This window comes from Pseudomonas sp. WS 5532 (assembly GCF_012985445.1).
Taxonomy (GTDB): domain Bacteria; phylum Pseudomonadota; class Gammaproteobacteria; order Pseudomonadales; family Pseudomonadaceae; genus Aquipseudomonas; species Aquipseudomonas edaphica.
In genome coordinates this window covers 49,898-62,671 of record NZ_JAAQWK010000001.1, presented here as the reverse complement: position 1 = coordinate 62,671, position 12,774 = coordinate 49,898, and the positions used below count along the sequence as shown (strand labels likewise).

General features: G+C 48.4%; 11 protein-coding genes. 4 read left to right on the top strand and 7 right to left on the bottom strand.

Going from position 1 to position 12,774, the window contains the following annotated elements:
• Positions 1 to 155 precede the first annotated feature (155 nt).
• Entirely contained in the window at positions 156 to 1,379 is a 1,224-nt protein-coding gene (locus HBO23_RS00260) for a tyrosine-type recombinase/integrase (RefSeq protein ID WP_170036171.1), read from the top strand.
• 132 nt (positions 1,380 to 1,511) lie between these two features.
• Here the strand turns inward: HBO23_RS00260 and HBO23_RS33750 are convergent, their stop codons facing one another.
• The 7 genes from HBO23_RS33750 to HBO23_RS00230 all read right to left on the bottom strand — a co-directional run bounded on the left by HBO23_RS33750 (position 1,512) and on the right by HBO23_RS00230 (position 10,263).
• Positions 1,512 to 1,778 (bottom strand): hypothetical protein, encoded by a 267-nt coding sequence (locus HBO23_RS33750; RefSeq protein ID WP_225933026.1) that lies wholly within the window; start codon positions 1,776 to 1,778, stop codon positions 1,512 to 1,514.
• Positions 1,775 to 2,755 (bottom strand): integrase domain-containing protein, encoded by a 981-nt coding sequence (locus HBO23_RS00255; RefSeq protein WP_170036169.1) that lies wholly within the window; start codon positions 2,753 to 2,755, stop codon positions 1,775 to 1,777. The genes HBO23_RS33750 and HBO23_RS00255 overlap by 4 nt, the downstream gene beginning before the upstream one ends.
• Complete coding sequence (locus HBO23_RS00250; protein WP_170036167.1) at positions 2,739 to 3,092, bottom strand: hypothetical protein; 354 nt, start codon at positions 3,090 to 3,092, stop codon at positions 2,739 to 2,741. The genes HBO23_RS00255 and HBO23_RS00250 overlap by 17 nt, the downstream gene beginning before the upstream one ends.
• Positions 3,079 to 4,485 (bottom strand): YfjI family protein, encoded by a 1,407-nt coding sequence (locus HBO23_RS00245; protein WP_170036165.1) that lies wholly within the window; start codon positions 4,483 to 4,485, stop codon positions 3,079 to 3,081. Before HBO23_RS00245 ends, HBO23_RS00250 begins: the two co-directional genes overlap by 14 nt.
• A 1,062-nt stretch (positions 4,486 to 5,547) precedes the next feature.
• Entirely contained in the window at positions 5,548 to 5,925 is a 378-nt protein-coding gene (locus tag HBO23_RS00240; RefSeq protein ID WP_225933025.1) for a LasR-specific antiactivator QslA, read from the bottom strand.
• Positions 5,926 to 6,890: 965 nt separating this feature from the next.
• Positions 6,891 to 8,957: a peptidase domain-containing ABC transporter gene (locus tag HBO23_RS00235; RefSeq protein WP_170036163.1), complete on the bottom strand. Its 2,067-nt coding sequence runs from the start codon at positions 8,955 to 8,957 to the stop codon at positions 6,891 to 6,893.
• Between the two features lie 19 nt (positions 8,958 to 8,976).
• A complete protein-coding gene (locus HBO23_RS00230; protein ID WP_170036161.1) occupies positions 8,977 to 10,263 on the bottom strand; it encodes an HlyD family efflux transporter periplasmic adaptor subunit in 1,287 nt (428 codons plus the stop codon).
• Between the two features lie 284 nt (positions 10,264 to 10,547).
• On the opposite strand from HBO23_RS00230, the gene HBO23_RS33745 reads away from it, so the two are divergent.
• The 3 genes from HBO23_RS33745 to HBO23_RS00220 are packed head-to-tail and all read left to right on the top strand — an operon-like array spanning position 10,548 to position 12,553.
• Positions 10,548 to 10,682, top strand: a complete 135-nt coding sequence (locus tag HBO23_RS33745) for a hypothetical protein (RefSeq protein WP_262378146.1) — start codon at positions 10,548 to 10,550, stop codon at positions 10,680 to 10,682.
• Between the two features lie 50 nt (positions 10,683 to 10,732).
• The gene (locus HBO23_RS00225; protein WP_170036159.1) at positions 10,733 to 11,779 is read left to right on the top strand and encodes a hypothetical protein; all 1,047 of its coding nucleotides are present in this window, start codon (positions 10,733 to 10,735) and stop codon (positions 11,777 to 11,779) included.
• Entirely contained in the window at positions 11,780 to 12,553 is a 774-nt protein-coding gene (locus HBO23_RS00220; protein WP_170036157.1) for a Fic family protein, read from the top strand.
• The last annotated feature ends 221 nt before the right edge of the window (positions 12,554 to 12,774 follow it).

Below are 12,774 nucleotides of genomic sequence, written 5' to 3'. Positions count from 1 at the left end.
TATAGAGATCCAAGGATGTCTATAAATCATCTCAAGAAGCCCGCCTCGTGCGGGCTTTCTTGTATCTGGACATCCAAGCTGATCCACCCACATCCTTCACATCCTGTATGCCTCCATGTATGCTTCAATAAAAATTGAACCGGAGGCATACACAAATGAAGCGCAGCGATATTAAACGCCGTCCTCTCTCCGATACCGCACTAGTCAACCTCGCTCCTGAAGCGGGGGCCTACCGTGAGCTAGACAGCTCGGGATTATATTTCAGAGTCAAGCCTAACGGGCAGAAATCGTGGGAGTTGCGCTATAAGAAGCCCGACGGCAAATGGTCGTGGCTCGGGCTTGGCGGTTACCCAGAAGTCAGCGGCGCCCTTGCTCGGCAAAAAGCTGCTGAATTGAGATCGGATGCAGCAGAAGGCAAAAATCCGATAGCCGCCAAGAAAGCTAGAAAAGCTGCGGAGATAGCAGCAACAAACGAAACCTTTGAAGCCTTGGCTCGTGAATGGCATACGTCTCGCTTGGCTGGCTGGGATGTCGGCACAGCAAAAAGAGTCCTTGGAGCCTTGGAACGCCACGTGTTCCCTCTTGTCGGAAAGCGTCCTTATGTCTCCATCATGTCGATGGAATGGATGGAGCTTTTGAGAGGGCTCGAACGTCAGGGAATCCTCGAGCAGATGAGTCGCGTGAGAGCTTACTGCAAAGACATCTACGACCTGGCTCGCGTAACCGGCAGGGCGATGAACAACCCCTTAGAGGGGGTTCATAAATTTCTGTCATCGGGAAAGGCCGAGAACTACGCCCATGTCTCCCTGGAAGAACTTCCCGCACTGCTCAGAGCAATACGATCATACCCACACGCCAGGGATGTCCAGCTTGGCCTCCAACTGCTTACTCTCATGGCTGTCCGCCCCAGCGAGCTTCGAGAGGCATACTGGGCTGAGTTCGACTTTGACAAACGGCTTTGGACCGTCCCCGTTGAACGCAAAGGCCGTAAAAAAGGGCGTGAACACCTTGTACCACTCTGCAAGCAGGCACTAAGCGCTCTTACTGAACTACGGAAAATCACGGGAGCGTACCCATTGCTGTTCCCTGGTCGAAGTGATCGAACCAAGCCTCGCAGCGATACCGTTTTTCTGATGGCGCTAAGGCGCCTTGGTTACGAAGGACGACAGACCGGACATGGCTTCCGTCATATTGCAAGCACCGTACTCAACGAGCACGGTTTTCCAGCGGACCACATTGAAGCCCAGCTCAGTCACAAGCCGTCAGGTGTCCGCGGGATCTATAACAAGGCGCAGTATCTGGAGCAACGTACAACAATGATGCAGTGGTACGCCGATCATCTTGACGGGCTTGAAACAGGAAATATCAGAGCCGAATAGAACTACAGCCTCTTAGCTTCTTGCCCAGTGAAGACCGTCCGCAGAGCGTCCCTATAGACTTAGCTTGACGTCGACCGTTTAGGTTGTGGGATGCCACAGCTTGGTGAGCACTTAACCAAATTGAGCTGACTGTCAGCTTTTAATACTTTCACGCCGTCTACGAATTAATTCTGCTGTTAACTCGTAATAGTAGACGGTAGCTGGAGCTGAGCATCGCAGGTAGTGCTCCAGAAACCATCTCACGTGTTTCTCTCTCCAGGACCAGGGTGTCGCGCACCCCCAGCGCTCACGAATCGCCTCTTGCATCATTTCCGCTTGCCTGATGTGCCGCTGCCGCGTGGCATGCGCACCTTTGAGCACAGGACTCAGAAACAACGTCATATCGAACTCGGCCATCATCGCCGACCTCCGATGTAGGCACTCACCACGTCGATGCGGTTATGCCCCAACTCGTGGCTGATCTGCTGACGTGCACGCTGATCGAGTGCTCGATCCTCTCGTTGACCACGACCGCCATTGATGGGCGCGGAGAAGCCGGTCAGTTGTTCATAGCGCTCACAGGCGTAAGCCGCCCGCAATTCATGAAAGCCTTTCAATCCATGCTCATGCATGATGTCCCGCGCCGGTCGTACGATTGTCTGTAAGAAGTCTTTGTAGCTTTCATCAGGTGTTAACAAATTCCGACTGCCCTTGGGTGAGGCCTCGCTGGCCCTGTCGAGGGCGCCACGAACTTGATCCGTGACCGCAATCCAACGCGGTGCCGATGCTCCTGATCGACCGCCTTTGGTGCCGTCCTGGATATTGATCTTGCCCAGTTGCCGAGCCTCACGTTGCAGCCGGGGCAAGTCCGCCAAGATCGCTTCACGCAGGCGCATGCCGGTCTCCCGAGCGAGGAGCACGATGGCACTCACCCTCAGTTGCTGTCGCTCTGACAGCGCTTGCGCAATCAGCCTGACCTGCACACGGTCTTGGCCTTTCGGGGCCTCACTACGCACGCTTGAGCGCTGCAAGCCCAGCGCCTTGCTCGGACTGGGGATTTTGACGTACTGATCACCGCGCAGCGCGGCCATCGTTCGGTTCACACTGGACAGGCGGTTCTGCGCGGTGGCAATGCCGATGTTGCCCTGATCAACCTGCTCCCTCACATACGTGGCGTACCGCATGAGGATGTCACGGTCGATCTGTCGCGCGTCATTGAGTCCCGGACCTTCCTCGGATCGACACCAATTCACGAATGCCTGCCAGCGATCACTATGGGCTTTGACGGAAGCAAAATGGCCGTCGCCAAACAGGTCTTTCAGTGCTTGCGGTCCAGCATAACTAAGCTGGCGACCGAAGCCGAAATTGCGCCCCGCTCGCTTACCGACGCGAGCCATTTTTCTGTTCCTGATCGACTGCAGCGAGCTCATGTAGAAGGGCTCGCCAGTGCGCACTTACAATCGCGAACTGAGCCCAATCAGTCGGGCGAAAACACAGCGTGTTGTCGGTGACGTAAAGATGCGCGCCCTGCTCTTCCAACCATTGGATAATGGAGGTCGTCGAGGTGATGGTTCTATGGAGGGTGGCGACACCGGCGACACCGGCGACAACCCTTGCCTTGCCTGCCTTTGAGCGTGGCGACAAAGTGGCGACAGTACCGGCGACAAATCGCACTTTCGGCTCCTTTTGGCGTTGAGCCAGATGGTTGCGCAGCGCTTCATCAAGATTGAACATGGCGCACCTCGAAGGTGTGGCCGTCGGAGATCAACCACTGATGATCAATCAATTCGACCAACAGCTTGGCGGTATGACGACTGCTCTTGCGGGCAAAGCGGGGACCGTTGCGATTCAGATCTCGAATACTGAAGCGCTTCCAATCTTTGACCTGTAGCCATCGCAGCAGCCGGTCTGCCTCTTCTTTTACTCGACACACTGGCTCCTGCTCAGTCAGGCGCTGGATCTCGGTGAGGTAGTAGCCGACTAAAGCGGAGGCCCGTTGGATGTGGTCGGCCTCCACGACACTGCTCTCCTCCACAACGGCCAAAATGCCGGCGACGCGCAAAAGGTTGTCGGCGGCCTTCGAACCGCTGGGGCGCACGCTGGCCAGATCGCCAAACTCACCCAGTTGAGCTTCGATAGCATCATGCAAATCAATCCAGCGACGACGCGCCAGCGGACTGAGGCTCAGCGGTGACAGTTGCAAGGCTCCGCCAGCGGAAAGTGACCAAGGCTGATAAAACAGAGCCGAAAGGCGATGATGATAGCGCTTGAGGGCAGCGTCTTTGGACAAGTCGACAGCCTGGTAGCTACGTCGCCCGGCTAGACTGGTGGGCCAGGTCATCAAGCAGCGCCCTAGAATGCCTTGCCCCTGCAGCAACGGATCACTGAGTAACTGCATGGCCAAATACGGTTGCAGCATCAGGTGCAGGCTCAAGCGTCGGTCATAGGCTCGCAAGCTTTCACCAACCATGGAACGCGCGCGATCTATCGGGCTGCCATCCCAGAGTGACGACAAGGTTGTGACCGCTTTCAAACGGTTATCCCGACTCATGGTGCTGCTGCCGAGGAATTGTCCACCCTCATCACAGAACAGACCCATGCTAGGCAGGTCATGACAGAGCCCCTTGATCAGGGCCTCGATAGTCGGGTCGGTGGTGATCAGTCTAGGGGCTGAGGGCTCCGCTTCGAGCGACATTCCGTTTGCGGGCTCAGGATCGCCAGGCTTGATACGCTGCGCCTGTCGCTGTGCGGCACGGTACCGGGCAAGTTGTTCGCGATAGCGCTGCCACTGTTCACGCTCCCATTGCCGTGCCGGCAGCAATGCACATCGGTCTGCGGCGGTCTTGCGATCACCTGACGCGGCCACCGTGATCAGGTACAGCGACAGGGGATAATTTCTCCCGTCGAGCTGTAAGCCCGCATGACCTTGAGTGGCCAGCGCCGAGGCAGCCAACACTGATTGCGCGGCCAGTGCCTGGGGCACGCCGATGACCTCGGCCATTCGCTCTACCGCAGGCCCAAGAATCCCACCCAGTGCCAGTACCGGATAAGGCTGGGCCACGGGATTCGACTCAATCAGCGGTCGAGGTGGTTGCGGTAGTTCAAGCTTCGGATCTAACTGCTGCATGGGCCCTCTCCTCGTTCATTGCTGGTGTCCTCACGTAGTCCCGCCACGGCTGTTGAGTGTTATCAGGGATCAAGGCCCCTGCGGCCTGTGAGGTGTTCACTGACGCGGAACGAACGGCTCCTTACAACCGGGAGCAAGGGCATAAACCCATGAATCTGGCCTCCTTAGACGCATCCGAAAATGCGGGCGGGTGGAGGCTGTGCCGACTGACGAGTTCGGCACCTGGAGATCCTGAGTGGGAGAAGGCAACAACATCGACACCTGGGGCATGCCTGACTGTCAGTCAGGTGCAGCCTTTCCATTGGCTGCGGCACCGGTGCCTGTGTCGTTGCGGATGGCGACGAATCGGATTTGTCAGGCCGATTGTCACGAGGAGAGTTGCGGCAATGCCCTGTACGACGAGGCTTGCAGCAGTGCTACGAGCGCCCGTCTCTTTCCAGAAGAAAGAGACGGGCGCGGATTGGCGCAGCGAAGTGTGCCGGGAGGTGAGGTGCTGCAGTGCAGCGAGGAAGGTCCATCGTCTGCCGCAGTGGGCAGATAAGTCGTGTAGGCATCCATCACTCTAGAGGAGTGACCGTGCGAGCTGCCGGACGCTAATCGCACTTGGGGAAGAACCACCAGGCAAGTGGCGTAGCCTTAAAGGTTCTGGCTACCTGGGCGGGTGCTGTCAACGACAGCGATCCGTGCGCCAATTTTTATACCCCCTTGAAAAGGCGGTCAAGCGTCACGGCCGAAGTGCTCAGAAAGTGGCGACTGTCGCCAATTTTGTCGCCATGCTCCAAGCCACGTTCCACGTGGGCTGTCGCCGGCGTCGCCGCTGTCGCCACACCTATATCCATGCCCAACGAAAGATTTGCGCACACTGGATGGCGCTGCGCTCGATGGAAATCGCGGGGAATTACTGAGGTGTGAAAGCAAGCGTGACGCTAATCAAATTTGAAAATGGGAAAGTGGAACGAGGTGGCTTCAAGAAAAGCGAGTGAACCCTCCGATCGGCGCGATCAAAGATCGCTTGATCGGAGGGTTTCGCGGGAAAAGCAAATCTCAAACGTCAATACAGACTCAGGCATCAAAGCTGGTCGATTGGGAAGGCACTGCCTCACGCCGCATGATCAGCGTCTGCTGCAACCGCAGCAAAAACCCTGCTTTAAATGCTTCTTGCGGATCACCTAAACGATGACGTTTTCGGTTCTGAGACAGCGCCCACCATAACAGTAATGATGAGCCTCCAAGCCAAGTCTCTGCGCAACGAACATCCTCCTTTGTTAGCGGAGCGAACTCATCAACCCACGGTGTTTGGATCGCGGGAGCCCCTTCAGCGGACGGGACAAAAACATACCCATGGATCTGTTGATGAACGCTTTGAGCCGGAATGCCAGTTAGATTCCGGAATGCCTTGTCGTACAACACGGCGGCGTCATCCAACAGCTCAACTGCCAACTCAATGTCTTGCGGAAAATGAAGCAGAATACTCTGGGATCCGTTAAGCCGGAGAGTGGCAGCCTGCCGCAGGCTAATCGCTGCACCTTGGTAAACGATGAAGTATCGATGCTGTTGGATTTAGGGAGGCCAATGAGAAACGAGAGATCAAACATCGCGGAATTTTCCGAAATAGTTTGCAGTGCGAAGCAGACGGCCAAGGTGGCGCACGGACTTAAAAGGGAGACATGCCATTTTCCTTATCTCCTTGGTTTGATTAAGGAATGCCATCCACCGTTGCGACACGAGTGGGTGGCACAACGTACAGGGGTCGCAAACCGGAAACCAAGGAACGAAACCTGGCCTGCACGGTGCGTCATAGAAAAGCAGCAGCTAGCACTTGAAGTACTGACTGTGCGATAAGGCGCATACCGCGCCTTGGTTCGATTCAGGTTGCGCCCCCCGATTGCGGCATGCGGAACAAGAACTACAAAGAAATTCCAGAAAAATCAGGTTTGTGAAAGTGGTTATGATAATTCTGTCTCAACTGGATTAACTAAATTTCAAACTAAAGTCTTGATTCCGCTTTGACAGCCAGCCCCCTCAGCCGAAGATAGCGACGGGCATAAGCTCGCCGAAAACCTAGTTCAAGCCGCAACGAGCAAATCAGAACCTTGCGGCGCTCATCTATCGCAGATTTTAGCCAAGAGTAATTGCATTGGCGTAACACGCTTATCGGCTACCTCACGGCGCAGCGCGCTCGTATGATAAAACCAGACGCTGATAGGCTGCACTTGGATGGAAACAATGCCACCGCGTCACAGCTTTCATCTACCATAAAGGCCCCAAGCGCCCCCCTGAAGCCCGTCAGTTGGAGCTACGCCCTAGGAAGAACACTGTTTAAATCAAAAGTTAAGTAACAACTAGAAAACGGTGGCACATGTATAAAACGGAGGAATATATTCAAATATTATGCACGCCAAATATTAATCACCAAGTGAAATTACTCGATCCGCGCTATTAATAGTTTCCGGCCGATGCGCAATAATAACTCTAGTTATATTCAAGCCTTTAATATTGGCACTCACTACCTCCTCCAATTCAACGTTTAAATGACTAGTAGCCTCGTCCAGGATAAGTATTTTTGGCTCACGGTATAACGCTCTTGCAAGCAATATGCGCTGAATCTGACCACCCGACAATGAAGAGCCCATATCACCTATTATTGTGTGATAACCCATAGGCATGCGCAAGATTTCCCCATCGATCGCTGCCAACTTAGCAGCGGACTGTACCAAGTCAAAACTAGCAAGCGAATCGAAGAATGATATATTATCAAATATAGAACCACTCAACAAACGATCCTCTTGCATCACCGTTCCAAATAAGTTACGAAAGTTAGCAAGACCCATTGCGCTAGGCAACACACCATCAACAGATATAGTTCCTTGACTAGGAGAAAGTAGGCCCAAAATCAATTTAGCCAGCGTACTTTTTCCACAGCCTGATGGACCAACTATGACAACACTTTCTCCCCCACTAACTTTAAAGTTTAGATTTTTCAGTATCCACCCCTCAGTTCCTGGATACTTGAACCATAGATCTCGGCATTCAAGATCAGAACTACCTAACGTGAAGAACGATGTGCTAGTCTCATGATCAAGTCTCTCTGTTTCCGTCCTCATAACCTCCTGAATGCGATCAAAATGAAATTGAAGAAGCTTAATATCATAAAACTTATCCATAAAACTGAATGAACGAGAAACAAACAAGTCGGCATAAATCAAAAAAGAAATTAACATGCCAGCACTCATATTGTGACTGGAAACCAAGTAAGACCCCCCTGCAATAGCAAAAATACGCATAGTTGCCATGGTCCATTGACTAGCCGCAGTAGAACAGGCTATCAAACGCTGAATAGATATTTCTGCGTTTGATGAATGGCCTACAACGCACCTAAACTTAGCCTCTCTAAAAAACTGCTTGTTATTTATTTTAATAGCAAGCAATGCGCCTAACGACTCTATCAGTTCATGCTGCTGCCATGTTTGATTCAAAACGACTTCCGTAGTGGCCCTTCTTAATTTTGGAAGAAATACAATTTTTATAACGAGATACACAACAAAGAAACCTAGTACCAAGAATGCAAGGCTCGTGCTATATAGAAACAGAATCAATACAGTTATCAAACCGATAAGGCCATCAAAAAAAGACGCTAGAATTGTAGCCGCCAGTCCAGACTGGATGCTCCTAATTGAATTAAAGCGCGATACCACATCTGCTTTTGAATGGACTTCAAACCAACTATATGGCAACCGAATTAGATGACTATACAAACCATCCAACCAACTAACATTTATCTTGGACCCCATATTTATAATTAACCAAGACCTACATATAGCAAGAACGAACTGCATTAACAAAATCAAAAAAAACACAATAGACAATGGAAGCAACAGCGTGATTTCACCAGTACCTATAATTCTGTCCAACACAATTTGTACGTATAAGGGATTAATAAGCGTGATAAATTCCAATGCAAAAGCTATAGAAGCCAACGTAACAGCTGCTTTTTTTAGCCCAAAAATCTCTTTGAAATATGTCGTCACTGAAGCTTTTTTTTCTTCCTTACGAGCAACGAACCCGGAGATAAGGCTAAACTCTACGGCGACGCCAGTGAAACGATCATCGAGTTCTCGATGCGAAACTAGTAACTCACCCCTAGCGGGATCCAGAATTTTCACCCCGCCCCGACGGACCTCCGAAAGAACAACAAAGTGATTGAAATCCCAGTGTAAAATGCATGGCAGGCTCAACTTTGATATTTCACTATGACTAAGTCTTACCGCTCTAGCCCTCATTTTAATTAGATCACTTATCTCAATTAACCGACTGAGATTCATTCCTCTAGAGCTTATAGGAAAATTTTTGCGTAGTTCAGATAACGTAATGTGATACCCGTGATATTTAGCAATCATATTGATGCAAGCCAGACCACACTCTGATGACTCAGACTGTCTCACAAATTCAACGTTGCGTCTTAGGTACTTCATTTAGGCACCATGTTAAAATTTAGTTTCCCTTAAACACCCATGAAAACAGACTGGTATTATCAAGTACTATCTCTCCAGAGAACGTAAAGCCGGAACGCAACCTCTTATAAATTGTAAATTCCTCATCCGTCTTTGGATTGATATTCACTGATACACTATAGGCACTTTCATCTTGCTGCGTACCCTCGATCGCGCTGTGATTCTGCTTCCAGCTTATATTCGAAACTACGCCAGATAGACTGCCGTATTTTAAAAAAGGAAAAGCATCAACCTTTATATTAACGGTTTGACCTTTAGCAACCAGTCCAACGTCTTTAGAAAAAAGAGTTATCAAGCCCTCGAGCTTGTAATCATCGGGAGTAACTACTGCAATATTACTGCTCGGTGAAACACTATCACCCTGCCGCACATTTAACTGGGATATAAACCCCGTCGCTTGACTCACAATAACGATGCTATTTTCAGAGGACAATATGGCGAGCTCTTTTTTTAGTAGCGCTTGTCGCTCAAGAAAATTAGCATGTTCAATTTTTATTTTTTCCTCATAGTCACTTATAAGGGATTTAGCCTTGTGTATCTCGTTTTCTTGTTCATGCAAATGACGCTGAGTCTCATTAATTAGCAGCGTATTAGAAAGATTTTGGGTAAGCTTCGCTAAGTAGTCGTTGATAGATATAGTGTGATCACGATGCAAGAGCGAATAGTCTTTAAGCACCTTCGCGAGTAAAACACCATGTTCTTTCAACTCTTGCGAATCGCTGAGTAATGAGTTACGCACAGAAGTCCATTTATCAATATTCAGCTTCTGAACAATTATCAGCTGTTCAAGTCGCGACAATTCGGCTACGTACGCAGAGCGATTGTACTCCTTCCTTTGGCCTACAAGCCGCAATGCTGTTTCAGTTAAAGACTGAGTGCTGCTTATATAGTTATTCGATTTTATTCTAGCTATCACCTGACCTTTCTTTACTGGATCTCCAAGCTGGCATGTAACTTCTATAACATTCCCGGCTATAGGCGAGTAAGCATTATACTCACCACTTGCGACCCTTATAGCACCATTACCTATAACCTTATGATCATATTTTAAATAACAAACGCCTAGAACTCCGCTGATGACGAGTAACAAAGAAAATATCGCTACTAATACATAAGGAACTGGAGTAGCTATACTAACAGTTCCATAAAATGTTCGCTCACGGGCAGCACGGGCAGCGTTCGTTCGAAAGAGACTTCGACTACGGTTATTACTCTTGCCTTCGCTTCTTTCAGAATGACCTACCGCTGGAGCGTCAGTATTCAACATTTCCATAATTTCCAAATTCAAGCACACTTCAGCTAGGACCATAGAATGTGCTATTGCGGCAATGCTCCACGATAAATGTTAATTTTGAATTTCAATTTTATGTCAAAAAAAAGGCGTAACATAAATTTCAAAAAGCAATAAACCCATATAAATCATAGTATTAAAACGATAAATACCTGGCAACGTAAAAATATTTGATTGTGTTGCTTGACTAACTCAACCAGGATTATTAACAGTGAAATCGCACAATGTGCATCCCGATAAAATCAACGGAGATACCGATCATGAGCCAACAATACCAACCAACCTCTGAAAAAATTGAAGACGAGTTTGAAATGGAGTTGATTGAACTTACTCCAGAAGAAATCGCATATATTTCTGGCGGATATGGCGGCGGAGGCGGTTCGAAATCAGCCTAAGTTTGAAAGGCATGAATGCCTAAGGGCATTCATGCTTATAAGGTAAAAGTATGAAAAGATTACCATGCGCCATACCCGCTAGTTGGTTTTCATCAAGGCTCGCCCTCTACATTTTCTATCCGTTCGAGCGAAACGACGTTAAAGGTCGAAACGTGCTTGAGGGAAGATCTGGTGTTGCATTCATAAAACCGGAAGATTATGCCCTATGCCGGTATCCTGATTACCGATACAACAGCGAAAAGCTCATGAATATAGGAGCGCTGAAAGAACTATCTGCAATATACAATAATGCAAGAAACTTAATTGGCATCATGGCGGACCAGATTAGAACCTCCTCCAAATGTGGAGCACCAGTTCATCCAGTAATCAAGTCGGCATTTTTGAGCTATGTGGGCTGGACGCTGCCTCTTTATCGACACTTAGTTGGCAAAGAGATAAATACCACTGAGGCTAGTGTCTCAAAATTGAGCCACGGCGTGCTAAGTGCATTTCTACACGCGTTATATACACCTAATTCCGGCTGGGAACATTGGTCAGATGCCGGTGAGGTTGTAAATTACATATACGATAACAAGTTACTGAACGGGCGGCGCGAGGTTTGCGCAGCCAGCCCTAGAATGATCAAATTATTAGTCGAGGAAATTTTCTCTCAGAACAAGCATGATAGACAGCCTCAATATGTAGAACAGATCGACAAAGCAATATATTTTGCACAATTAAAACTTCAGATTGAATACATTATAAGTCGATATGAAATATTAAAAATTAACACTTTAATTAGCAATGGCACGATTCTAGAAAACGTGCCCGCAACATTCGCATTTCCATTACAGCATCATATCAGGCGATCATACCATATCGGTACGACGTCCCTAATGATTAAAAACTTAGAACTTAGAACAAAAATGGCAGGACCTATAATCGATATGGGAAAATGCGACACCCATCAACATTCAGATTTATTGGATAAACTAAACATCTGCGAAAAAAAACTATGTGAACTTATTATAGGTAATAGCAAAAAGGCTCATGTATACACTCAGCGCGATTTAGATCTTTATCTTGGCGGGTCAACTAACTATAGAAAGGAAAATTAAGTGACTGTTGAAAATCGTGAAATCTACATGCCAAGCCCCCAAACTCCTATAAAAGAGTTTGAAGAAATAAGCCAGATGAAAGTGGTGCGTTCAGCCAACGAGTTGCTAATGCTCCAGGAGTCTGTCGAAAGAGCTCTCAATGTGGACTCAGCGAAGAACGCCATGAAACATTATGATGCATATAGGTTTGACCATAGACTAAGTAGCTTTCACCTGAAGCGGGCGAAGTCTTGGCCACACGTATCAAGAATAGAGGATGAAAAACGAATCTATGCGTACGTTTATGAAAAATATAGATATGCGCAGTTATATTATAACAGTCAAGTCTTGATAGACATTCTGGAAGATATTAGCAGCACGGTCCTAAACTCTAAAAGCATAATTCGAAACTCTAACGTTCGCACTGGTAAAGATTTGCATGGAGTATGCGTTATCTATCCTCCCGCAGAATTACTACGAAGCGGTATTGATGAACTTATCTCCTTTCTTCAATATAAGACTACAAAAAGCGTAGCTGCGGTCGCTGTGATTGCTACTTACCTACTTGCCCTACACCCTTTTAGTGATGGTAATGGCCGTGTTATGCGGATATTGACGAATCTTACTCTCGAGAGATCACCAACTACATATATTCCATTTTCGGAGCTAAATGTTCTATCTAGAGGCGGATATGGTATTCGCTGCAGAATAGCAGCATTTTCAAACAACTGGTCTGAAATAATTTATTATTATAGCCATCTGTTTTTAGCAGTAGAACTGGATCGAGTGCGCTAGAAAACAGAATCTGCTATAAACATGGATTGGTGTGGAGGCACTCCTCATCCTACCCTGCAGTCAGGATGACTTATATAAATATCTGAACCTAATTTTATTATAGTTTTAGATGTTGTTGCAAATACAAAACCCGCAACATAATGCAACCTCGGCTAACCGCTCAACCTTCATATTTTAGTAATAAAATCTAAATTATTCCGCAAACTACTGCACTCACAATA

Excerpts from the sequence above, each read along its gene's own strand:
- HBO23_RS33750 (WP_225933026.1), bottom strand. The coding sequence starts at position 1,778 with ATGATGGCCGAGTTCGATATGACGTTGTTTCTGAGTCCTGTGCTCAAA.
- HBO23_RS00260 (WP_170036171.1), top strand. The coding sequence starts at position 156 with ATGAAGCGCAGCGATATTAAACGCCGTCCTCTCTCCGATACCGCACTA.
- HBO23_RS00255 (WP_170036169.1), bottom strand. The coding sequence starts at position 2,755 with ATGGCTCGCGTCGGTAAGCGAGCGGGGCGCAATTTCGGCTTCGGTCGC.
- HBO23_RS33745 (WP_262378146.1), top strand. The coding sequence starts at position 10,548 with ATGAGCCAACAATACCAACCAACCTCTGAAAAAATTGAAGACGAGTTT.
- HBO23_RS00250 (WP_170036167.1), bottom strand. The coding sequence starts at position 3,092 with ATGTTCAATCTTGATGAAGCGCTGCGCAACCATCTGGCTCAACGCCAA.
- HBO23_RS00245 (WP_170036165.1), bottom strand. The coding sequence starts at position 4,485 with ATGCAGCAGTTAGATCCGAAGCTTGAACTACCGCAACCACCTCGACCG.
- HBO23_RS00225 (WP_170036159.1), top strand. The coding sequence starts at position 10,733 with ATGAAAAGATTACCATGCGCCATACCCGCTAGTTGGTTTTCATCAAGG.
- HBO23_RS00230 (WP_170036161.1), bottom strand. The coding sequence starts at position 10,263 with ATGTTGAATACTGACGCTCCAGCGGTAGGTCATTCTGAAAGAAGCGAA.
- HBO23_RS00235 (WP_170036163.1), bottom strand. The coding sequence starts at position 8,957 with ATGAAGTACCTAAGACGCAACGTTGAATTTGTGAGACAGTCTGAGTCA.